General features: G+C 65.5%; 22 protein-coding genes. 16 read left to right on the top strand and 6 right to left on the bottom strand.

The annotated features are described in order from the left end of the window. Nucleotides 1-84: 84 nt before the first annotated feature. The 3 genes from AC3DE2_RS17315 to ykgO form a co-directional block, all read right to left on the bottom strand. Nucleotides 85-1,122: an agmatine deiminase family protein gene (locus AC3DE2_RS17315; RefSeq protein ID WP_295379662.1), complete on the bottom strand. Its 1,038-nt coding sequence runs from the start codon at nt 1,120-1,122 to the stop codon at nt 85-87. 21 nt (nt 1,123-1,143) lie between these two features. After that, complete coding sequence (locus tag AC3DE2_RS17310; protein WP_488427194.1) at nt 1,144-1,476, bottom strand: hypothetical protein; 333 nt, start codon at nt 1,474-1,476, stop codon at nt 1,144-1,146. Between the two features lie 123 nt (nt 1,477-1,599). Then, entirely contained in the window at nt 1,600-1,725 is a 126-nt protein-coding gene (ykgO, locus tag AC3DE2_RS17305) for a type B 50S ribosomal protein L36 (RefSeq protein WP_010342887.1), read from the bottom strand. Nucleotides 1,726-1,884: 159 nt separating this feature from the next. Between ykgO and cmk the strand changes: the two genes are divergently transcribed. The 9 genes from cmk to AC3DE2_RS17260 all read left to right on the top strand — a co-directional run bounded on the left by cmk (nt 1,885) and on the right by AC3DE2_RS17260 (nt 10,561). Next, nucleotides 1,885-2,553 carry a (d)CMP kinase gene (gene cmk / locus AC3DE2_RS17300; protein ID WP_488427193.1) on the top strand — a complete coding sequence of 223 codons (669 nt, stop codon included), beginning with the start codon at nt 1,885-1,887 and terminating at the stop codon, nt 2,551-2,553. 205 nt (nt 2,554-2,758) lie between these two features. Continuing rightward, nucleotides 2,759-4,438, top strand: a complete 1,680-nt coding sequence (rpsA, locus tag AC3DE2_RS17295) for a 30S ribosomal protein S1 (RefSeq protein ID WP_183636756.1) — start codon at nt 2,759-2,761, stop codon at nt 4,436-4,438. A 95-nt stretch (nt 4,439-4,533) separates the two neighbouring features. Further along, complete coding sequence (locus AC3DE2_RS17290) at nt 4,534-4,839, top strand: integration host factor subunit beta (protein WP_295379706.1); 306 nt, start codon at nt 4,534-4,536, stop codon at nt 4,837-4,839. Between the two features lie 121 nt (nt 4,840-4,960). After that, complete coding sequence (locus AC3DE2_RS17285) at nt 4,961-5,239, top strand: LapA family protein (protein WP_488427192.1); 279 nt, start codon at nt 4,961-4,963, stop codon at nt 5,237-5,239. Between the two features lie 3 nt (nt 5,240-5,242). Continuing rightward, nucleotides 5,243-6,421, top strand: a complete 1,179-nt coding sequence (gene lapB, locus AC3DE2_RS17280; protein WP_295379711.1) for a lipopolysaccharide assembly protein LapB — start codon at nt 5,243-5,245, stop codon at nt 6,419-6,421. Further along, on the top strand, nt 6,421-7,386 hold the full coding sequence (locus tag AC3DE2_RS17275; protein WP_488427191.1) for an MraY family glycosyltransferase: 966 nt from the start codon (nt 6,421-6,423) through the stop codon (nt 7,384-7,386). The genes lapB and AC3DE2_RS17275 overlap by 1 nt, the downstream gene beginning before the upstream one ends. A 19-nt stretch (nt 7,387-7,405) precedes the next feature. Next, nucleotides 7,406-9,322, top strand: a complete 1,917-nt coding sequence (locus tag AC3DE2_RS17270; RefSeq protein ID WP_488427248.1) for a polysaccharide biosynthesis protein — start codon at nt 7,406-7,408, stop codon at nt 9,320-9,322. Beyond that, the gene (gene galU, locus AC3DE2_RS17265; RefSeq protein WP_295379715.1) at nt 9,319-10,218 is read left to right on the top strand and encodes a UTP--glucose-1-phosphate uridylyltransferase GalU; all 900 of its coding nucleotides are present in this window, start codon (nt 9,319-9,321) and stop codon (nt 10,216-10,218) included. Before AC3DE2_RS17270 ends, galU begins: the two co-directional genes overlap by 4 nt. Nucleotides 10,219-10,225: 7 nt before the next feature. Further along, nucleotides 10,226-10,561, top strand: coding sequence for a tRNA-binding protein (locus AC3DE2_RS17260; protein ID WP_488427190.1), 336 nt, complete (start codon nt 10,226-10,228; stop codon nt 10,559-10,561). 75 nt (nt 10,562-10,636) lie between these two features. Here AC3DE2_RS17260 and AC3DE2_RS17255 read toward each other — a convergent pair whose 3' ends face one another. The 3 genes from AC3DE2_RS17255 to AC3DE2_RS17245 all read right to left on the bottom strand — a co-directional run bounded on the left by AC3DE2_RS17255 (nt 10,637) and on the right by AC3DE2_RS17245 (nt 15,029). Then, nucleotides 10,637-11,842, bottom strand: coding sequence for an acetyl-CoA C-acyltransferase (locus tag AC3DE2_RS17255; protein ID WP_295379716.1), 1,206 nt, complete (start codon nt 11,840-11,842; stop codon nt 10,637-10,639). A 155-nt stretch (nt 11,843-11,997) separates the two neighbouring features. Beyond that, complete coding sequence (locus tag AC3DE2_RS17250) at nt 11,998-14,370, bottom strand: 3-hydroxyacyl-CoA dehydrogenase/enoyl-CoA hydratase family protein (protein ID WP_488427189.1); 2,373 nt, start codon at nt 14,368-14,370, stop codon at nt 11,998-12,000. A 26-nt stretch (nt 14,371-14,396) separates the two neighbouring features. Further along, a complete protein-coding gene (locus AC3DE2_RS17245) occupies nt 14,397-15,029 on the bottom strand; it encodes a TetR/AcrR family transcriptional regulator (RefSeq protein ID WP_295375966.1) in 633 nt (210 codons plus the stop codon). 214 nt (nt 15,030-15,243) lie between these two features. Between AC3DE2_RS17245 and ndk the strand changes: the two genes are divergently transcribed. The 7 genes from ndk (at nt 15,244) to der (ending at nt 22,149) form a co-directional block, all read left to right on the top strand. Next, complete coding sequence (ndk, locus tag AC3DE2_RS17240; protein WP_141452680.1) at nt 15,244-15,669, top strand: nucleoside-diphosphate kinase; 426 nt, start codon at nt 15,244-15,246, stop codon at nt 15,667-15,669. 6 nt (nt 15,670-15,675) lie between these two features. Next, nucleotides 15,676-16,902, top strand: coding sequence for a dual-specificity RNA methyltransferase RlmN (gene rlmN, locus AC3DE2_RS17235; RefSeq protein WP_488427188.1), 1,227 nt, complete (start codon nt 15,676-15,678; stop codon nt 16,900-16,902). Beyond that, on the top strand, nt 16,889-17,707 hold the full coding sequence (pilW, locus tag AC3DE2_RS17230) for a type IV pilus biogenesis/stability protein PilW (RefSeq protein ID WP_488427187.1): 819 nt from the start codon (nt 16,889-16,891) through the stop codon (nt 17,705-17,707). The genes rlmN and pilW overlap by 14 nt, the downstream gene beginning before the upstream one ends. After that, nucleotides 17,704-18,525, top strand: a complete 822-nt coding sequence (locus tag AC3DE2_RS17225) for a helix-turn-helix domain-containing protein (protein WP_295375970.1) — start codon at nt 17,704-17,706, stop codon at nt 18,523-18,525. The genes pilW and AC3DE2_RS17225 overlap by 4 nt, the downstream gene beginning before the upstream one ends. A 60-nt stretch (nt 18,526-18,585) precedes the next feature. Then, nucleotides 18,586-19,221 (top strand): tetratricopeptide repeat protein, encoded by a 636-nt coding sequence (locus AC3DE2_RS17220; RefSeq protein WP_295375972.1) that lies wholly within the window; start codon nt 18,586-18,588, stop codon nt 19,219-19,221. Next, entirely contained in the window at nt 19,221-20,543 is a 1,323-nt protein-coding gene (gene bamB / locus AC3DE2_RS17215) for an outer membrane protein assembly factor BamB (RefSeq protein ID WP_488427186.1), read from the top strand. Before AC3DE2_RS17220 ends, bamB begins: the two co-directional genes overlap by 1 nt. Before the next feature lie 205 nt (nt 20,544-20,748). After that, on the top strand, nt 20,749-22,149 hold the full coding sequence (gene der, locus AC3DE2_RS17210) for a ribosome biogenesis GTPase Der (RefSeq protein WP_488427185.1): 1,401 nt from the start codon (nt 20,749-20,751) through the stop codon (nt 22,147-22,149).

Raw genomic sequence — 22,149 nt, 5'->3', positions numbered from 1 at the left:
TGACGATGCTTCGGGCCTGAAATGTGAAACGGGACGGATTCCATGGAATCCGTCCCGTCCGGTGACGCCTGTACCCGCAACCGCTCAGGCCGCGGAGAGCAGGCCCTGCGGCAATTGCATGGTGATGCAGTGCAGGCTGCCGTTCTGCCAGATCAGCGCGCGGCAGGGCACCTGCACGATTTCGCGACCCGGATAGGCGGCCGCGAGCACGTCCGCTGCCTTGGCGTCGGCCGGATCACCATAAGCCGGCATCAGCACCGCGCCATTGAGGATCAGGTAGTTGGCATACGAAGCGGCCAGCCGACGGCCGTTGTCGAGCACCGGGCGCGCCCACGGCAACGGGAACTGGCGGTACGCCTCGCCCGCGCGGGTGCGCAGGGCGGCGATGTCCGCGGCCATGGCTTGCAGCGCATCGAAGTGGGAGTCAGCCGGATCGTCGCAGGCCTGGAACACGATGGCGTCGCCCGGCGCGAAGCGGGCGAGGGTGTCGATATGGGCGTCGGTGTCGTCGCCTTCCAGATAACCGTGGTCCAGCCACAGCACCCGGTCCTGCTTCAGCCATGCCGCCAGGCGGGTGGTCAGCTCTTCCCGGCTGGCCTGCGGATGGCGCTCGTGCAGGCACTGCCAGGTGGTCAGCAGGGTGCCTTCGCCGTCGGTTTCAATCGCACCACCTTCCAAAGCAAAATCAATGCTTTGGACGAAATAGTTATGAAACAGATTCATGCCGGACAATTCGCCGACCAGGCGATCGTCGCGGCTGGCCTCGAACTTGCCGCCCCAGCCGGTGAAGCGGAAATCCAGCAGCTTGAAGCGACCGCCATCGCGCAGGCTGATCGGACCCGAGTCGCGCAACCAGGTGTCGTCATACTCGGCCGGCACGAAGCGCACGCGCTCCATGTCCACCCGCGCCGAGCGCAGGCGCGCCTCCGCGTAGGTCTGCAGGTCATCGTCGGCCACGCAGATCACCACGTCCTGGAAACGGGTGATGGCCGCCACCAGCGCCACATAGGTTTCCTCGACATCGCCCAGGCGTTCGGCCCAGTCGGTATCGGCATGCGGCCAGGCAATCAGGATCGCGGACTGGGGTTCCCACTCGGCGGGAAAGCGAAAAGCGTCGGTCATCGTACCAATCAGTTGCAAGGGTCAGCGGATGGGGGGCTTGGGCCCGATTTCGTCGGCACCGGCCTGGTTGGCGACCACGTCGATCACGCGATCGCGCTCGAAGTACACGGTAAAGGCCGGGTAGACCCAGCGATGGATCGTCGGCCACTGGCGCTTCTGGCCGCCGCGGGGTTCCAGCTTCTGCTGGGGCTCGCCGAAGCGCGCCTGCACCTGCTGGCTGCTCCAGCCACGCACCGGCGCGGCCTGGGCGGCGGTTTCCTGCACGCGATCCACCAGCAGCGTGTCGCCGGCGGAGGCATTGGCGGCCAAGCCCAGCAGCACGGACATCGGGACGACGAGGATGCGACGGTTCATGGCGGATTTCCCCGGAAAGAGGCGGCCTTTATAGCAAATGCCAAGCAACAAAAAACCGCCCGAGGGCGGTTTTCCGGGAGCTCCGTGCGGGCTGGGCCGGAAGGCTGCCCGCGATGCGGAAACTCAGCGCTGGCGCGCCTTGAAACGCGGATTGGACTTGCAGATCACGAAGACCTTACCGCGGCGGCGGACCACCTTGCAGTCGCGGTGACGGGCCTTCGCCGACTTCAGGGAGGACAGGACCTTCATGATGAAACCTCGGCGTAAAAGAATATGGGGCGAAACGAAGCCCGATATTCTAAGGGTATTTCCCCAGCCGCATCAAGTGGTTGCTGGAATCGCGGGGAAAGCGTCGCGGGAGTGGTCCGCGCGGGGCGGCATAATAGGCGGAAAACCACAGGATTCCCCATGTCCGACACCATCCCCGTCCTCACCATCGATGGCCCTTCCGGCGCCGGCAAGGGTACGGTCAGCCGCATCGTCGCCGACCGCCTGCGCTGGCACTACCTGGATTCCGGCGCGCTCTACCGTGCGGTGGGAGTGGCGGCCAGCTGGGCGGATCTGGACATTTCGGACCCCGCGGCGCTGGTCCGCTGTACCTTCGATACCCGGGTCCGCTTCCAGGACGGCCCGCAGGGCCTGCGGGTCATCGTCGACGACGTGGACGCGACCGAGGAACTGCGGCTGGAGACCACCGGCGCGCTGGCTTCGGCCATCGCCGCGATTCCGGAGGTCCGATCGGCGCTGAAGGAGCGCCAGCGGGCTTTCCGGCAGGCCCCCGGGCTGGTCGCGGACGGCCGGGACATGGGCACGGTCATCTTCCCGGACGCCTCTTACAAGGTGTTCCTGACCGCCAGCGCCGAGGAGAGGGCGGAAAGGCGCTATAAGCAGTTGAAAGACAAAGGGGTTTCGGTTACCTTAGACGGTCTGCTACGCGAGATTCTCGCCCGCGACGCCCGTGACGCGCAGCGCACGGTGGCGCCCCTGCGGCCGGCCGACGACGCCGTCCACATCGACACCACCGGCCTGGGCATCGACGAAGTCGTGGCGCGCGTACTGGCCATCGTGAGCCGTTGATCGCAATCCATCGCGGCGACTCCGGGGCCGGCACGCCGCGTAAATCCGCCAGCAGAAACAAGCTCCGTTCTCCGGTGCCTGCACCGGGGCGACGGTTTTTCCACTTCCAACTACACACGGCACTTTTTCATCAGGCGCCGAAAGGGTGGACGGGGGAACGCCGCGAGGCGCGCACCCGTCCGTGTGTCCAACCGAGTAATCAACAATGACCGAATCATTTGCCGAACTGTTTGAACAGAGCCAGACCCAACTGGCCAAGCTGAAGCCTGGCGCCATCGTCACCGGCGTCGTCGTGGAAGTCCGCAACGACGTGGTGGTGATCAACGCCGGCCTGAAGTCCGAAGGCATCGTGCCGATCGAACAGTTCCGGAACGACGCCGGCGAGATCGACGTGGGCGTGGGCGATGAAGTGAAGGTGGCCCTCGACTCGATCGAGAACGGCTTTGGCGAAACCGTCCTGTCGCGCGAGAAGGCCAAGCGCGCCATGGTGTGGGACGAACTGGAGCAGGCGCTGGAGAAGAACGAGACCATCACCGGCCGCATCAGCGGCAAGGTCAAGGGTGGTTTCACCGTCGACATCAAGGACGTCCGCGCGTTCCTGCCGGGCTCGCTGGTCGACGTCCGTCCGGTCCGCGACCCGGGCTACCTGGAAGGCAAGGAACTGGAGTTCAAGCTCATCAAGCTGGATCGCAAGCGCAACAATGTGGTCGTCTCCCGCCGTGCGGTGGTCGAGAGCGAGCATTCGGAAGAGCGCGAGCAGCTGATGGACAAGTTGCAGGAAGGCGTGGTGCTGAAGGGTGTGGTCAAGAACCTCACCGACTACGGCGCGTTCGTCGACCTGGGCGGCATCGACGGCCTGCTGCACATCACCGACATGGCGTGGAAGCGCGTGCGTCATCCGTCCGAAGTGGTCGAAGTCGGCCAGGAACTGGATGTCCGCGTGCTCAAGTACGACCGTGAGCGCAACCGCGTCTCGCTGGGCCTGAAGCAGCTGGGCGAGGATCCGTGGGACAACATCGCCCGCCGTTACCCGGCCAACAGCCGCGTGTTCGGCAAGGTCTCCAACGTCACCGATTACGGCGCGTTCGTCGAAATCGAGCCGGGCGTGGAAGGCCTGGTGCACGTGTCCGAGATGGACTGGACCAACAAGAACGTCAACCCGTCCAAGGTCGTGCAGGTCGGCGACGAAGTCGAAGTGATGGTGCTGGACGTGGACGAAGAGCGTCGCCGCATCTCGCTGGGCATGAAGCAGGTTGCCGCCAATCCGTGGGAAACCTTCGCCGCCACCCACAAGAAGAACGACAAGGTGTCGGGCCAGATCAAGTCGATCACCGACTTCGGCATCTTCATCGGCCTGGACGGCGGCATCGACGGCCTGGTGCACCTGTCCGACATCAGCTGGAACACCACCGGCGAAGACATCGTGCGCAACTTCAAGAAGGGCGACACGCTGGAAGCCGTGGTGCTGGCGGTTGATCCGGAGCGCGAGCGCATCAGCCTGGGCGTCAAGCAGCTGGAGCAGGATCCGTTCGGCCAGTACATGGCGGCGCATCCGAAGGGCTCGAAGGTCGAAGGCGTGGTGAAGGAAGTCGACGCCAAGGGCGCCGTGATCGAACTGGCCGACGGCATCGAAGGCTACGTGTCGGCTCGCGACATCGCCAACGAGCGCATCGACGACGCCAGCCAGCACCTGAAGGTCGGCGACAAGATCGAAGCCAAGTTCATCGGCATGGATCGCAAGGGCCGCACCCTGCAGCTGTCGATCAAGGCGAAGGACGAAGCCGAAATGCGCGAAGTGCTGGAGGAATACCAGTCCGCGTCGGGCGGCACCACCACGCTGGGCGCGCTGCTGCGCGCGCAGCTGGACGGCAACAAGTCCGAGTAAGCCAAGCAACTCCGTTGTAAGCAACACAAGCTTCCGACCGGCCCGGGTTCTCCACCCGGGCCGGTGCGGAACGTATCCGCCCGACAGCCTGCGCGATGACCAAATCAGAACTCATCGAAATCCTGACCCGCCGCCAGCCGCACCTGAAGGCCGAAGACGTCGATCTGGCCGTGAAGGCATTGCTGGAGATGATGGCCGGGGCGTTGGCACAGGGCGATCGCATCGAAATCCGCGGTTTTGGCAGTTTCTCGCTGCACTATCGCCCGCCCCGCATGGGGCGCAATCCCAAGACCGGCGATTCGGTTGCGCTGCCGGCCAAGCATGTTCCCCATTTCAAGCCCGGCAAGGAGCTGCGCGAACGCGTCAGCGACGTCACCCCGATCGAGGAAAGCACGGACTGAACCGGCTCCTTCCGCGAAGCCGGGAGGGGGACCGAAACCGGGGCGGGAACGCATCCTACTGCGCGCGAGGTCGTTGCTCGGCTAAGCTAGCGCTTGACTGGCAAGCGCAGGGAGCCGCCCGATGAGTACCGTCCGCCTGGTTGTCGCATTGATTTTTCTCGCCGCCGGTCTGGTGATTGGCGTGCTCAATACCCAGCCGATCGTGCTGAAACTGCTGTTCACCGAGATCCCGACCTCGTCCGGCGTCGCGATCATCCTTTCGCTGTTGTTTGGCGTGCTCATCGGCGGCCTCATCGTCATGGCGACGATGGTGCTGCCGCTGTACGCGCGCCTGCGCAAGGCGAGCAAGGCCCAGACCTCCGCTCCCTCCGTCACGCCAACTCCCGGCACGGGCCCCTGATCGATGGAATTCCTCAACGAATGGTTCTGGTTCTTCCTGTTCCTGCCCCTGGCCGCGCTCAGCGGCTGGATTATCGGCCGGCGGGGAGGGCAGCGCCATGGCGACACCCAGGTCAGCCGCCTGTCCAGCACCTATTTCCGTGGCCTGAACTACCTGCTCAACGAACAGCCTGACAAGGCCATCGAGCTGTTCCTGCACATCGCCGAACTGGACAAGGAAACCTTCGAGACCCAGGTCGCGCTGGGCCACTTGTTCCGCCGCCGGGGCGAGGTGGATCGCGCCATCCGCCTGCACCAGGGGCTTGTGCAACGCCCCGATCTCAGCGACCAGCAGAAGGTCCAGGCGCTGCTGGCGCTCGGCGAGGACTACATGCGTTCCGGCCTGCTGGATCGGGCGGAGACCGTGTTCTCCGATCTTGCCCGCATCGATCAACGTGCGCCGCAGGCGTTGAAGCACCTGATCGGCATCTACCAGGCCGAGCGCGACTGGGAAAAGGCGATCGACAACGCCATGCGCTACGAGGAAGTGACCGGCGAGGCGATGGGCAAGCTGGTCGCACAGTTCGAGTGCGAACTCGCCGAGCGTTTCCGTACCGCCAATGACGTGGCGGCCGCGCGTTCGGCCATCGCCCGCGCCTACCAGGCCGACGCCGGCTGCGTGCGCGCCGGCATTCTCGAGGGGCGGCTGGAATCGGACGCAGGCAACCATGAGGCGGCAATCCGGGCCTACGAGCGCGCCGCGCGCCATGACCCCGATTACCTGCCCGAAGTCCTGCCGGGCCTGCTCGCCAACTACGAGAAGGTCGGCGACCTGTCCGGCGCGCGCGCGTTCCTGTCGGAAATGAGCGAGCACTACCGCGGCATCGCCCCGGTCCTGGCCCTGACCAAACTGGTGGAAGGACAGGACGGGGTTGCCGCCGCGCGCGCCTACCTGGCTCGTCAGCTAAAGGATCGACCCTCGGTGCGTGGTGAAGCCGCGCTGATCGACCTCACCCTCGCCGAGGGTGCCGATCCCGCCGCCACCCTGCAGGATCTCAAGCACATCACCGACCAATTGCTGGTCCGCAATCCGAGCTACCGCTGCACCCGCTGCGGCTTCGGCGCGCGCACCCATCACTGGCAATGCCCCAGCTGCAAGGAATGGGGCAGCATCAAGCCACTGCTGAACTACGCCGTCGTCTGATGCCCGGTTTCATTCCCTGGCTGTCGCTGCACTTCCTGGTGGCGGCGATGGGCACCTGGCTGGCACGCCGGTACGCGATCCGGAGGCAATTGGTCGACCAGCCCGGCGAGCGGCGCAGCCATTCCGTCGCCACGCCACGGGGAGGCGGCATCGCCATCGTCGGAGTGCTGCTGCTGGCCGCCATCGTGCTGGGCGCGCGCGTGCCGGCCGAACGCGAACTGTTCGCGGCGTTCGGCATTGGCCTGGTGATGGTTGCCGGCGTGGGCTGGTGGGATGACCATCGGCCGCTCCCGGCCTCCTGGCGCCTGCTGGTCCACCTGCTGGCGGCCCTGGTGTTTGCCCTGGCGCTGTACCGGCAGGGGGCACCGACCTGGCAGTTGCTGGTGGCGATTGTCGCCATCCTGGTGCTTGTCAATGTCTGGAACTTCATGGACGGCATTGACGGCCTGGCCGCCAGCCAGGCTTTGCTGGTCGCGGTGGCCGCCGCGTTTTTCCTCAAGGGACCCTGGTCCTGGCTGGCCGCCGCGCTGTTTGCGGCCTGCTGCGGTTTCCTGCCGTTCAATTTCCCGCGCGCGCGGATCTTCCTGGGGGACGTGGGCAGCGGAGCCCTAGGCTTCGCGCTGGCGGTCCTGTTGAGCCTCACCCCCGGCCTAGGCGAGGTCACGTTCTGGCTGTTCCTGTTACCGCCCGCCGCCTTTCTCGTAGACGCGGGCTTCACGCTCGCAACGCGCATTCTGCGTGGCGAGCGCTGGTGGACACCGCATGTCACGCATGTCTACCAGCGCGCCGCTCGGCGTTACGGTCACAAGACCGTCACATCTTTTTATGGTTTGTTCAGTGGTGTTACGCTCTTGTTAATGTGGATGCTGTCTAATGCCGGAGCTGGGGTCGGGCTGGTCGCCACGGTCGCTTGGTATGCATTCGCACTTGCGCTCTGGAGATGGTCGCGCAAGGGATTGTCATAGAAGATCAGGGAGGAGTTGCATGCAATCTTGGCGGGACCGGACAACGGCATTCCTACCGCGCCTGCTGGTGGCGGCCCATGACCTGTTGATGGTCTGGCTGTGTTGGCAGCTGCTGCACTTCGTGCGTTATGCGATGTTGCCGCAATCTCCCGGTTACCCGCTTTGGTCCAACGAGATCGCTATTGTCGTCGCTGGCCAAGGGCTTGTGTTCTGGTGGATGGGGCTCTATCGCGGCCTTTGGCGATTCGCCAGCCTGCCGGACCTGTGGAATATCGTGAAGGCCAGCGGGCTGGGGTTCCTTGCCATCGTCATCGGCCTGTTCTTCTACAACCGCTTCGGTTCATTGCCGCGGGCGGTCCTCGCGTTCTACCCCTTCGCGCTGGTCGCGTTCCTGGGACTGCCGCGTTTGTTGTACCGGGCCTGGAAGGATCTGCAGGCCAGTCGCTCCCACGAAAACGCTTCCCGCGTGGTCGTCCTGGGCGCGGGGCGGGCAGGTGAGGCCCTGGTGCGGGAACTCCGCCGTACCGGTGTCTATCACCCGATTGCCTTCCTGGACGATGCCGTCAAGCTGCACGGCTCCAAGCTACTGGGCGTGCCGGTGCTGGGCGGCCTGGACCAGGCGGCCAGCGTCGCGCGCGAGACGGCGGCGCGGATGCTGGTCATCGCGATGCCCTCGCTGGATGCGCCCAGCATGCAGAGAGTGGTCGCCATCTGCGAGAGTACTGGCTTGCCTTTCCGGATGGTGCCCCGCCTGATCAATGTGCTCGAAGGGCACGCGATGCCCGGCGACCTCAAGGAAGTGGCCATCGAGGACCTGCTTGGCCGGAAATCGGTGACGCCAGACTGGAAACTCATCCGCGGCTGGCTGGGAGCCCGAACCGTCCTGGTGACCGGCGCGGGTGGTTCGATCGGTTCCGAGTTGTGCCGGCAATGCGCGCGTCATGGCGCCCAGCGCATCGCCTTGCTCGAAATCGACGAACTGGCCCTGATTACCATCCAGGCGGATCTGCAGCGGGCATTCCCGGATCTGGAAATCCTGCCGGTGCTCGGCAACTGTGGCGACCCGGCGGTCATCGAGCACGCCTTGGCGCTCGCAGAACCGGACGCGGTCTTCCATGCGGCGGCCTACAAGCAGGTTCCCCTCCTGGAGCAGCATTTACGCGAGGCCGTCGGCAACAACGTGCTCGCGACCGAGATGGTGACCAAGGCCTGCCGCCGCAGCGGCGTGGGGACCTTCGTCCTGATTTCCACCGACAAGGCCGTCGACCCGGTCAACGTGCTGGGCGCGACCAAGCGACTGGCCGAGATGGTCTGCCAGGCGTCCGACGATGGCCATGCCGGGGCAACCCGTTTCGTGACCGTGCGTTTCGGCAATGTGCTGGATTCGGCGGGCAGCGTGGTCCCATTGTTCCGGGAACAGATCCGCAAGGGCGGACCCGTCACGGTGACCGACCCGGAAGTGACGCGCTACTTCATGACGATTCCGGAAGCCAGCCAGCTGATCCTGCAGGCGGCGGCCGGAGCCGCGCATGCTTCCATCTACACGCTGGACATGGGCGAAGCGGTACCGATCCGGCTGTTGGCCGAGCAGATGATCCGGTTGGCGGGCAAGCAGCCCGGCCGCGATATCGCCATTGTCTATACCGGCCTGCGCCCTGGCGAAAAGCTGCATGAGAACCTGTTCCATGCGGACGAGGCCTATCGGCCCACCTCCCACTCCAAGATCATGCAGGCCGAGGCGCGTACGGTATCTGCCGATTTCATCGAACTGGCCATCCAGCGCCTGCGGGCGGCGCACGGCCGCTATGACGTCGATGAGATGCAGGAAATCCTGCGTATCGCGGTGCCCGAGTTCTCGCCGCTTGAACAATCTGTTGAACCTGCATCGGCTAACATCGTGACCTTCCCCGCTCGAGAAGCCCGAAGGACCCGATGACTGGACGCATCCGCAAGGCCGTTTTCCCCGTCGCAGGCCTGGGAACCCGTTTCCTTCCCGCCACCAAGACCGTCCCCAAGGAGATGCTGCCGATCATCGATCGGCCGCTCATCCAGTACGCCGTCGATGAGGCGATTGAAGCCGGCTGCGACACCCTGATCTTCGTCACCAATCGCTACAAGCATGCGGTGGCCGACTATTTCGACAAGGCCTACGAACTCGAGCAGAAGCTGGAACGGGCCGGCAAGCAGGAACAGTTGGAACTGGTACGCAATGTGCTGCCCGAGGGCGTGCGCGCGGTGTTCGTCACCCAGGCCGAGGCGCTGGGACTGGGCCACGCGGTGCTGTGTGCCAAGCCCATCGTGGGCAATGAGCCGTTCGCGGTGCTGCTGCCCGACGATCTCATCTGGAACCGGGGGCCGGGCGCACTGAAGCAGATGGCCGATGCCGCGGAGGCGACGGGCGCCAGCATGATCGCGGTGCAGGACGTGGCCCGCGAACAGACCGGCAGCTACGGCATCGTCGCGACGGATGCCTTCTCCGGGCGTTCCGGCCGGATCAACGCCATCGTTGAAAAGCCCAAGCCCGACGTGGCGCCGAGCACCCTTGCGGTCGTGGGGCGTTACGTACTGGACGGCAGCATCTTCGACCTGCTCGAAAAGACCACGCCGGGAGCCGGTGGTGAAATCCAGTTGACCGACGCCATTGCGACGCTGCTTGGCCAGAAGCCGGTGCACGCGTATCGATTCCAGGGCACCCGTTTCGACTGCGGTACCCACATCGGCCTGATCGAGGCGACCATCCGCTATGCGCTGGATCACGAGAAGCTGAGCGACGCGGCCCGCAATATGATGCAGGATGCGCTGAGCGAGTTGGGCGTCACCGATCTGGAATAGCGCGTCGATGGAGCATGCGCTTACCTGGGCCGAGTTCGAAAAGGTGCACCTGTGCGCGGGCACCGTCGTGCGGGTGGAGCCATTCCCGGAAGCGCGCAAACCGGCCTGGAAGCTCTGGGTGGATTTCGGGCCCCATGGCGTGCGCAAGACCAGTGCGCAGGTCCGCGCGCTCTATGAAAAGGACGACCTCGTCGGCCGCCAGATCGTGGGGGTGATCAATTTTCCTCCCAAGCAGATCGGTCCCTTCGTCTCCGAATTCCTGTTGACGGGATTTCCCACGGAGGAAGGCGTGGTCATTACCACCCTGGAGCGCCCCGTTCCCAATGGCACCCGCTTGGCCTGAAAGTCCGGGGAGCTGGAGCAGGAATGGCGCCTTGCGGCGCCATTCCTGTTGTTTTCCGGGATGCCTGTGGCGGAGTCAAAGGGACTCGAAGATGCCGGCCGCACCCATGCCCGTGCCGATGCACATGGTCACCATGCCGTACTTCTGCTGCCGGCGGCGCAGGCCATGGACGATCGTGGCGGTGCGGACGGCGCCGGTCGCACCCAGCGGATGCCCCAGCGCGATGGCGCCGCCCAGCGGATTGACCTTGGACGGGTCCAGTTCGCTGTCACGGATCACCGCCAGGGCCTGCGCGGCAAAGGCTTCGTTGAGCTCGATCCAGTCCAGCTGATCCTTGCTCAGACCCGCCTGCTTGAGCGCCTTCGGGATGGCCGCGATGGGACCGATGCCCATCACCTCGGGGCGCACGCCCGCCACGGAGAAACTGACGAAACGTGCCAGCGGAGTGAGCCCGTAATCCTTGAGCGCCTGCTCGGACGCGAGCAGCACCGCACCGGCACCGTCACTCATCTGCGAGGAATTGCCGGCGGTCACGCTGCCGCCGAACTGGCCGTTGCGGAACACCGGGCGCAGCTTGCCCAGGCCTTCCAGCGAAGTGTCGGGGCGCGGACCTTCGTCGTTCTCGACCAGCAGCTTCTTCAGGCGGATGGTATTGCCGGCAAGGTCCGGCAGATGCGACAGCACTTCATAGGGTGAGATTTCGCCCTTGAATTCACCGGCGGCGATGGCGGCCAGTGCCTTCTGGTGCGAGGCGAGGGCGAACGCATCCTGCTCCTCGCGCGAAACCTTCCATTCCTCGGCGACCTTCTCGGCGGTGATGCCCATGCCGTAGGCGATGGCGACATGGTCGTCCTTGAATACCGACGGCGACAGCGCGACCTTGTTGCCCATCATCGGCACCATGGACATCGATTCGGTACCGCCGGCCAACATCAGGTCCGCGTTGCCGAGGCGAATCTGGTCGGCGGCCATCGCGACGGCCTGCAGGCCGGACGAACAGAAGCGGTTGATGGTCTGTGCGGCAATGGTATTGGGCAGGCCGGCCAGCAGCACGCCGATGCGGGCCACGTTCATGCCTTGCTCGCCTTCCGGCATCGCACAGCCGATGATCGCGTCGTCGATGCGATTGACGTCAACGCCCGGCGCCTGCGCAATGACCGATTTCAGCACGTGCGCGAGCATGTCGTCGGGACGGGTATTTCGGAACACGCCCTTCGGGGCCTTGCCAACCGGCGTGCGGGTGGCGGCAACGATGTAGGCGTCCTGGATCTGTTTGCTCATTTGGCTTTCTCCGAAAGCCGGGAATGGGGAATCGAGAATCGGGAATCGTGAAATGGGTTTCCACGTATTCCCGTCATTCCCCTCTGCCGGCAATGTAGGTGAAGGTCCGGAGATGGGAACCGCTTTCACGATTCCCCATTCTCCATTCCCGATTCTCAGTTCCTAAGCGGCTTTCCGGTCTTCAGCATGTGCGCGATACGGGCCTGGGTCTTTTCCTGCTGGGCCAGTTCTACGAAATGCTTGCGTTCCAGGGCCAGCAGCCATTCCTCGTCGACCAGCGCGCCGCGATCCACCTCGCCGCCGCAGAGCACGGTGGCGATGCGGGTCGCGATTTCGTAGTCGTACTCGCTGATGAAGCGGCCTTCCAGCATGTTGACCAGCAGCATCTTGAAGGTCGCGATGCCGACGTCGCCGGCGACCTGTATGCGGCGTGCCGGCAGCGGTGGACGGTAGCCGCTCTCGGCCAGGGCCAGGACCTGCTGTTTGGCGATGTAGAGCTGCTCGTAGGCGTTGAATACAACCAGATCGTTCGCACGCATCAGGCCCAGTTCCTTGGCCTCGACGGCGGAAGCGGAGACCTTGGCCATGGCCACCGTCTCGAAGGTCCGCTTGAGCTCGGCGAAGACATCTCCACCCGGGCCGGCCGCCTGCGATGCGCGCACCGCGATTTCCTTGAGACCGCCACCTGCCGGCAGCAGGCCGACACCCGCCTCTACCAGGCCGATGTAGCTCTCCAGCGAGGCCACCGTGCGGGCGCTGTGCATCTGGAACTCACAGCCGCCACCCAGGGCCAGCCCGCGTACGGCCGCGACGACCGGGACCAGCGAATATTTGATGCGCTGGCTGGTGGCCTGGAAACTGGCGACCATGGCTTCGAACTCGGCGATCTTGCCGGCCTGCAGTGCGCCCAGGGCGCCAGCGAGGTCCGCGCCGGCGGAGAAGGGTTCCTTCGGTTGCCAGATCACCAGACCCTTGAACTTCTGCTCGGCGATCGCCACCGCCTGTTGCACGCCGGCCAGGACGGCATCTGAAACGGTGTTCATCTTGGTCTTGAAGCTGACCACGCCCACGCCATCGCCGTCGGTCCACAGGCGCACGCCGTCGTTCTCGAACACGGTCTCGCCCAGCGGGAAGCTCTCGCCCAGCAGCGGATCCGGGAAACGCTGGCGGCGATAGACCGGCAGGGCGGAGCGGGGCAGCTTGGCATTGCGGGCCGGGCTGTAGCTACCATCGGCGGCGTGTACGCCCTCGCGGCCGTCGAATACCCAGTCCGGCAGGGGCGCGTTGCTCATGCTATTGCCGGCGAGGATGTCGTCGGCAATCCACTGCGCAACCTGCTTCCACCCTGCCGCCTGCCAGGTCTCGAAGGGACCCAGCGACCAGCCATAGCCCCAGCGGATCGCCAGATCCACATCACGCGCGGTCTCTGCAATGTCGGCAAGGTGGACCGCGCTGTAGTGGAACAGGTCGCGGAACACGGCCCAGAGGAACCGGGCCTGCGGATGCTCGCTTTCGCGCAGGCGGGCGAACTTCTCGGCGGGGTTCTTCAGCTTGAGGATTTCGACGACTTCCGGCGCGGCCGTGCGATCGGCGGGGCGGTAGTCCTGCTTCTGCAGGTCCAGCACGACGATGTCCTTGCCGACCTTGCGGAAGATGCCGGCGCCGGCCTTCTGACCGAGGGCGCCCTTGGCTATCAACGCGTCCAGCCAGTCCGGCGACTTGAAGTAGCCATGCCACGGGTCATCCGGCAGGGTGTCGGCCATGGTCTTGATGACATGGGCCATGGTGTCCAAGCCGACCACGTCGGAAGTACGGTAGGTCGCCGACTTGGGACGGCCCACCAGCGGCCCGGTCAGGCCGTCGACCTCGTCGAAGCCCAGCCCGAACTGCTGGGTGTGGTGGATGGTGGCCAGGATCGAGAACACGCCGATGCGGTTGCCGATGAAGTTCGGGGTGTCCTTGGCGTAGACCACGCCCTTGCCCAGGGTGGAGGTCAGGAAGCTCTCCAGGCCCTCCAGCACCGCCGCATCGGTGGCCCGGGCGGGAATCAGCTCGGCCAGGTGCATGTAGCGCGGCGGATTGAAGAAATGCACGCCGCAGAAACGGTGGCGGAGCTGCTCCGGCAGCACTTCGGCCAGTTTGTTGATGCCCAGGCCGGAGGTGTTGCTGGCCAGCACCGCATGGTCGGCGACGAAGGGGGCGATCTTCTTGTACAGGTCCTGCTTCCAGTCCATCCGCTCGGCGATGGCCTCGATGATCAGGTCGCAGCCCTTCAGCTGCGCCAGCCCGGTGTCGTAGTTGGCCGGGGTGATGGCTTCGGCCAGCGCCTTGCTGGCGAGCGGGGCCGGGCTGAGCTTGCCCAGGTTGGCGATGGCTTTCAGCACGACGCCGTCGGGATGGCCGTCCTTCGCGGGCAGGTCGAACAGCACGGTGTCGACACCGGCGTTGGTCAGGTGCGCGGCGATCTGCGCACCCATCACGCCGGCACCCAGCACGGCTGCCTTGCGTACAAGCAATGGATTGGACATTTCGGGAATCCTTGGATGTCAGGGGGTTATTTGACGTGGTCGGCGCGCAGGCCGGCCTCGGCGAAACGGATGAGTTCACGGGCGGCCCGCTCACGGTGCACTGCCTCGGTGACACCATGGGGACGCTTGATCAGGCCGAAGTCCGCCATCGCGTAGGTGAGCGCGCCGGACAGGAAATCCAGCCGCCAGTACAGCTCTTCCTTGCTCAGGCCGGGAACGCAGGCGGCGATGGCCTTGCCGAACTCGCGCAGGACGTGGCCGTAGTGGTCGGACAGGAACTTGCGCAGGCCGTCGTTCTTTTCCGCATAGGCGCGGGCGATGACCCGGACGAAGGCCCCACCGCCGTGGCGATCCTGGGCCAGGGCCAGGGCGGGCTCGACGAAGGCCGCCAGGATCGGCTCCAGTTCGCCCGGATGCTGCTCCAGGGCGGCCCGCAGCTGGCCCAGCCGTTGGCCGCTCATGTCGTCCATCCGGCGCCGGAACACTTCGTTGACCAGGTTTTCCTTGGACCCGAAGTGGTAATTGACGGCGGCGATGTTGACGTCGGCCCGACTGGTGACCTGGCGCAGGGAGGTGCCGGCGAAGCCGTACTGGGCGAACAATTCCTCGGCGGCGCCGAGGATGCGTTCCTTGGTGGAGAAGTGGGGAGTGTTGCCCATGGCCGGAATCCGCTAATCAAACGCTTGTTTGATTGTCCATCCGCTTACGTATGGTTGTCATGCTGCCCTGCAGCAATTTTCGGCCGGGCAGATGCGCAATTGCCGGCGATACGTTAGAATCTCGCTACGCAATTCAGGCTAAGCCCGTGTTTCGACGCGGGTTTTTTCATGTTAACCTTGGGTCAGAAGTGGCCCGCCCAACGGAGAAATCCCCATGGCGCTGGAGCGCACCCTGTCGATCGTCAAGCCCGATGCCGTTGCCAAGAACGTCGTCGGCGAAATCTATGCCCGTTTCGAAAAGGCCGGCCTCAAGATCGTCGCCGCCAAGATGAAGCACCTGTCGCGTCGCGAAGCGGAAGGTTTCTATGCCGTCCACCGCGAGCGTCCGTTCTTCAACGCGCTGGTCGAATTCATGATCTCCGGCCCGGTTGCAATCCAGGTGCTGGAAGGCGAGAACGCAGTGCTCAAGCATCGCGAGATCCTCGGCGCCACCAACCCGAAGGAAGCCGCGCCGGGCACGATCCGCGCCGACTTCGCCGACTCCATCGACGCCAATGCGGCGCATGGTTCGGATTCGGTCGAGAACGCGAACATCGAGATCGCATACTTCTTCGCCGCCACCGAAGTGTTCTCGCGCTGAGCGGCAATGAGCAGTCACGAGCTGGCGCCGATTGAATTGAAACTGGCCGCGGACGCACAGCCCGCGGCCATCGGCGTTGGCGTGCCTGCAAGACAGAACCTGCTGGATCTGGACCGGGAGGGCATGGAACGTTTCTTCGTCGAGCAACTCGGCGAGCAGAAGTTCCGTGCCCACCAGGTGATGAAGTGGATCCATCATCGCTATGTCACCGACTTCGATCAGATGACCGATCTCGGCAAGGGCCTGCGCGCGAAGCTGCAGGAACATGCCGAGGTGGTCGTCCCCGGCGTCGTGTTCGACAAACCCTCCGCCGACGGTACCCACAAGTGGTTGCTGGGCATGGGCGTGGACGGCAAGAACGCGGTGGAAACCGTCTATATCCCGGACAAGAACCGCGGCACGCTGTGCGTGTCCTCGCAGGTTGGCTGCGGCCTCAACTGCGCGTTCTGCTCGACCGCCACCCAGGGCTTCAACCGCAACCTGACCACCGCCGAGATCATCGGCCAGGTCTGGATCACCGCGCGTCACCTGGGCAATGTGCCCGCGCAGAACCGCCGCCTCACCAATGTCGTGATGATGGGCATGGGCGAGCCTCTGCTCAATTTCGACAACGTCGTGCGCGCGATGAACATCATGCGTGACGATCTGGGCTACGGCCTGGCCAGCAAGCGGGTGACGCTGTCCACCTCGGGCCTGGTACCGATGATTGATCGGCTTTCGACCGAGACCGACGTGTCGCTGGCTGTCTCGCTGCATGCGCCGAACGACGCGCTGCGCGAACAGTTGGTGCCGCTGAACCGGAAATACCCCATCGCGGAACTGATGGCCTCCTGCGCGCGTTACCTGCGCGCCAACAAGAAGCGCGACTCGGTGACCTTCGAGTACACGCTGATGAAGGGCGTCAACGATCAGCCCGAGCATGCCCGCCAGCTGGCGCAGTTGATGCGCAAGTTCAGCAACGCGACCCAGCTCAAGGATGCCGGCAAGGTCAACCTGATTCCGTTCAATCCGTTCCCGGGCACGCGCTACGAGCGTTCCGGGGAGGAAGAGATCCGCGCGTTCCAGAAGCTGTTGCTGGACGCCCACGTGCTGACCATGGTCAGGCGCACCCGCGGCGACGATATCGACGCCGCCTGCGGCCAGCTCAAGGGGCAGGTCCTGGATCGGACCCGCCGCCAGGCCGAGTTCCGACGCCAACTGCAGGAACAGGGCATCGGCGATGCGGCGGCATAAGTCCTGGCTGCTGCTGATGGTGCTGGTGCTGGCCGCGACCGGCTGCAGCCGCCTGACTTTCATCAAACCGAAGATGGAGCGCAAGAACGGCGAGGAGATCGCGCCGACTTACCAGGTCAACGACAGTCCCGAGACCAAGCGCCGGATGGAAGCCGAGCGCACCCTGGCGCTGGCGACCCAACGCCTGCAGTCCGGCGATCTGGACGGGGCCGAGCGCGCGGTGCGGGTTGCCCAGAAAAGCGCTCCCCAGTCCGCCGATGTGCAGACCCTGCTGGCCGTGCTTGCGGACCAGCGCGGCCAGGCCAAGCTGGCCGGCGAGCACTACCGACGTGCCGCCGAACTGGCGCCCGGGCGGGGTGCCGAGCAGAACAACTACGGCGTCTGGCTCTGCGCCAACGGGTTCCCTGCCGAAGCGCTGGTGTGGTTCGACCGCGCCCTGCAGGATTCCAGCTACGAGACGCCGGCTGCGGCGCTGGCCAACGCGGGCGGTTGCGCCGCGCAAGCGGGGCAGCACGAACGGGCCGAGCGGGATCTGCGCCAGGCCCTGACCCTTGATCCCGGCAATGCCTACGCGCTGGGTTCGATGGCCGAAAGCGAGTATCGCGCCGGACGCTACTTCGAGGCCCGCGCGTTCGTCGAACGCCGGCTGGCGGCTGCACCCGCCACCGCCGACGTGCTAAAACTTGCATCACAAATCGAAGAAAGACTCGGCGACAGGGCTGCTGCCGGTCGATATGTTCAGCAACTTCGGGCGGAGTTCCCCGACGCTTCAGACGCTCAAACTGGGGGAAAGGCAGAACAATGACGGGTTCCAACTCGATTGATACGCAGCACCTGCAGGGCTGCGGCGCGTTCCTGCGGGACGCGCGTGAGAAGGCGGGTCTCAGTCTGCAGGACGTGGGAAGCCGGCTGAAAATGCCGCTCAAGGTGCTGCAGGCCCTGGAAGGGGAACAGTGGTCGCAGCTGGGGGCTCCGGTGTTCGTCCGTGGGCAGTTGCGCAGCTATGCGCGCCTGCTGAAGGTCGACATCGACCCGTTCCTGGCCCAGGCGGACCTGGCAACCGTGCGGCCGGCGGAGCTGGTCAGCCACAGCTACACGCCGCGCGCGCAGCGGATTTTCGAAAGCGCCAAGCGACGCGCCGTGTACGTGGTGATCACCGCAGTCATCGCCACGCCGATCTGGATGGCCACCCGTCCGCATCTGGCGGGCAACGGCAACCAGACCACGGCGTCCCTGGACGTGATGCCGAACAAGCCCGCCAAGGCCGGTACGCCCGGTACGGCGGCAGCCCCTGCCGAACGCGTCCCCGCGGCCCCCTATGTGGCGTCGTTGACCCCACCCATCAGCCGGGCGCCCGAAGCCGCGCTCAGCCTGGTGTTCAAGGGGGACAGCTGGGTCCAGATCGTGGCGCCGGATGGCAGCAGCGTCGAGCAGGCGCTGCTCAAGGCCGGGGACCAGCGCAGCTACCAGCCGGGCCAGGTCGGGCGGATCGTCCTGGGCAATGCGGCGGCGGTCGAGGTTCAGCAAGCCGGTAGTACGGTGGACCTGACGCCATACCGGCGCGCGAATGTTGCGCGCTTTACGGTATCCTCTGACGGTTCCCTCGTGCCGGTCGCCGACTGACCCGCCCGCGGGTTTGTCCAACCAAGATCAAGACCCCGGTCGGACGGGGCAAGAGTACGCATGGCGATTGATGATCTGCTCGACGAGCACGAACAGGGCGAACGCGTCCGCAGTTGGCTCAGGAACAATGGTGCTGGCCTGATTGGCGGCGTTGCCTTGGGCCTGGCGGTGATTTTTGGCTGGCAGTGGTGGCAGAAGAACCGCCAGCAGCAGGACGAGCAGGCCAACCTGAACTATGAGAAGGCGGTGGACGGCATTGCCGCCAACGATCTCAAGAAGGCTGAAGCCGCGGTCGCCTCGCTAGGCGGCCAGGATGGCGTCTATGCCGACCTGGCGGCGTTGCAACTGGCCAAGGCGCAGGTCGAAGCCGGGCAGCGCGACGCTGCCATCACCACGTTGCGCGCGATAAAGGCCGATTCCAGCCTGCACGCCATCGTCCAGCAACGGCTCGCGCGGCTGTTGATCGATGCCGGCAAGCAGGATGACGCACTGAAGCTGCTCGCCGATGCCAAGGACTCAACCAGTCTGGAAATCCGCGGCGATGCACTGGTCGCCGGCGGCAAGCTGGCCGAGGCCCGCGACGCCTATACCAAGGCCTTGACCGGCCTGGACGTGGCGTCGCCGCAACGGCGCCTGGTGGAACTGAAACTGACCGATGCGGGCGGTACTCCGCCGAAGAGCGGGGAGTCCGCGTGATGGCAGGGAATGCAATGAGCAAGCGGCTGCTGGCCGTGGCCGTGTTGGCGCTGGTCCTGTCGGGCTGCAGCACCATCAAGGGCTGGTTCGGCGGCAACAAGAAGGACGAGAAACCGACCGAGCCGGCCGAACTGGTCGATTTCACTCCGTCAGCGGAAGTCGCGAAGTTGTGGAGCGCCAACGCCGGCAAGGGCGAAGGTCGCCTGGGCCTGCAACAGGGGCCGGTCGTGGCCGATGGTCGCGTGTACGCGGCGGCGGTCGAAGGTGGCGTACGTGCGTTCGACCTGCAGACCGGCAAGGAAGTCTGGCACTACAAGCCCGAGAAGATGCGGGCCGGTGACGAGGCCCAACCCGATCAGGTGGCTGAGGCGCCAGCGGCCGGCGAAGAGGAAACCAAGGCAGCCAAGCGCGCCCGCAAGGAAGCCGCGAAGCTGGCCAAGAAAGCGGCCAAGCGCAAGATTGAATGGCGATTCTCCGGTGGTCCCGGCGCCGGCGACGGCCTGGTCGTGATCGGTACGCTGGACGGCCGCGTGATTGCGCTCGATGCCAGCAATGGCACCGAGAAGTGGCGCGCCAAGGTGCCCAACGAGGTCATCACGGCTCCCGCCGTCGGCCAGGGGTATGTACTGGTGCGGACCAATGATGGCCGGGTGAGCGCGTTCGATTCGGCCAGCGGTGAGCGCCGCTGGTTCTGGAACAGTGAACTGCCCAGCCTGACCGTGCGCGGCAATGCGCCGGTGACCCTGGGGCCGGGCGTGGCGTTCGTCGGCAACGACGATGGTACGGTGGCCGCGCTGTCGCTGCGCGACGGCCGCCAGGTCTGGAGCCAGACCGTGGGCGGTGGTGATGGTCGCAGCGAACTGGATCGCATGGCCGACGTCGACGGCCCGCCCGTGCTGGATGGCACGACCCTGTTCGCGACCAGCTACAAGAAGGAAACGGTCGCCATCGAGGGGCCGAGCGGACGTCCATTGTGGCAGCGCGACAACGGTGGTCCGGGTGGACTGGGCGTGACCAGCAGCTACGTCGTGGTCGCCGACCAGGGCGGCACCGTCTGGGGCCTGGATCGTTACAGCGGCAACGCCAGCTGGTCCAATCCGAAGATGCTGCGCCGTTCGCTGACCGCGCCGTCCATCCACGGCGACTACGCCGTGGTGGGTGACTTCGACGGCTACGTGCATTGGCTGAAGGTGGACAATGGCGAAGAAGCCGCGCGCGCCCGCGCCGGCGGCAAAGCCATCCGCGCCAAGCCGGTCGTGGCCGACGGCATCCTCGTCATCCAGAATGTCGAAGGCGAACTGACCGCGTTCCGCTTCAAGTAAGCGGCTGGGATGCGGCAGGGCGGCCCGGGGCGAATGCGCGCCGGGCCGTTTCCGTTTTCAATTTCCCTTTTCCGGGCCGGCTCGGCATCATGCGGGCCTGTCTGATCGGCATCGGCAAGCTGCCCGTTTGCGGGAATGACCCGCGGGCGGGACGGCCGGCTTCCCGGCTTCGATTACTGTTTCCCTTCCTCTTCCGGTTCAATCCATGCTTCCGCTCGTCGCCCTGGTGGGCCGTCCCAATGTCGGCAAATCGACGCTGTTCAACGCGCTGACCCGCAGCCGCGACGCCCTGGTCCATGACCAGCCGGGCGTGACCCGTGATCGCCACTATGGCGTGTGCCGGCCGGACGCCGACCAGTCCTTCGTGGTGGTAGATACCGGCGGTATCGCCGGGGAGGAAGAGGGACTGGCGGGCGCCACCGCCCGACAGGCGCGGGCGGCCGCCGAGGAGGCGGACCTGGTGCTGTTCATCGTCGACGGCCGGGAAGGCCCGTCGGCACTGGACGACGATATCCTGCGCTGGCTGCGCAAGGCGGCCCGGCCGACCCTGCTGGTGATCAACAAGATCGATGGCGTGGACGAGGCCGGCGCGCTGGCCGAGTTCGCCCGCTACGGCTTCGACGGCGTGATGACGATTTCCGCCGCGCACCGGCAGGGCATCGACGATCTGCTCGAACAGGTGCTGGAGCGCCTGCCGGAGGAGGGTGAGGCGGAAACGCTGGACAATGATCCCGACCGGATGCGGGTGGCGTTCGTCGGCCGGCCGAACGTGGGCAAGTCGACCCTGGTCAACCGCCTGCTGGGCGAGGAGCGCATGATTGCCTCCGAGGTACCCGGTACCACCCGTGATTCCATCGCGGTGGATCTGGAGCGCGACGGCCGCCAGTATCGGTTGGTGGACACGGCCGGCCTGCGCCGCAAGTCGCGCGTCGATGAGGCGGTCGAGAAGTTCAGCGTGGTCAAGACGCTGCAGGCGATCGAACAATGCCAGGTCGCGGTGTTGCTGCTGGATGCGACCGAGGGCGTCACCGATCAGGACGCCAGCGTGCTGGGCGCGATCCTCGACGCCGGCCGCGCGCTGGTCGTGGCGATCAACAAGTGGGACGGCCTGACCACCTATCAGCGCGACCAGGCCGAAGCGCTGCTGTCGCGCAAGCTCAGCTTCGTCGAATGGGCCGAGGCGGTGAGGATTTCGGCCAAGCACGGCTCCGGCCTGCGCGAACTGTTCCGCGCCATCCATCGCGCGCATGCCTCGGCCACCCGCGAATTCACCACCAGCGAGATCAACAAGGCGCTGGAAGTCGCCTACGAGGCCAATCCGCCGCCGAGCATCCGCGGACACGTGTCCAAGCTGCGCTACGTGCACCCAGGCGGCAGCAATCCACCGACCTTCGTCGTTCATGGCACCCGCCTGCGGGTACTGCCGGAGTCGTACAAGCGCTACCTGGAGAATTTCTTCCGCAAGCGTTTCAAGCTGGTCGGCACGCCCGTGCGGTTCGTCTTCAAGGAAGGCGCCAATCCGTACGAAGGCAAGAAGAACGAGCTCAGCGATCGCCAGATCGCGCGCAAGCGCCGGCTGATCCGGCACGTGAAGCGCAACAAGTAG

Source organism: Pseudoxanthomonas sp. 68-E7 (genome assembly GCF_057773145.1).
Note: the sequence above shows the minus strand (reverse complement) of the source record. Positions and strands in the feature narration are given on the sequence as shown.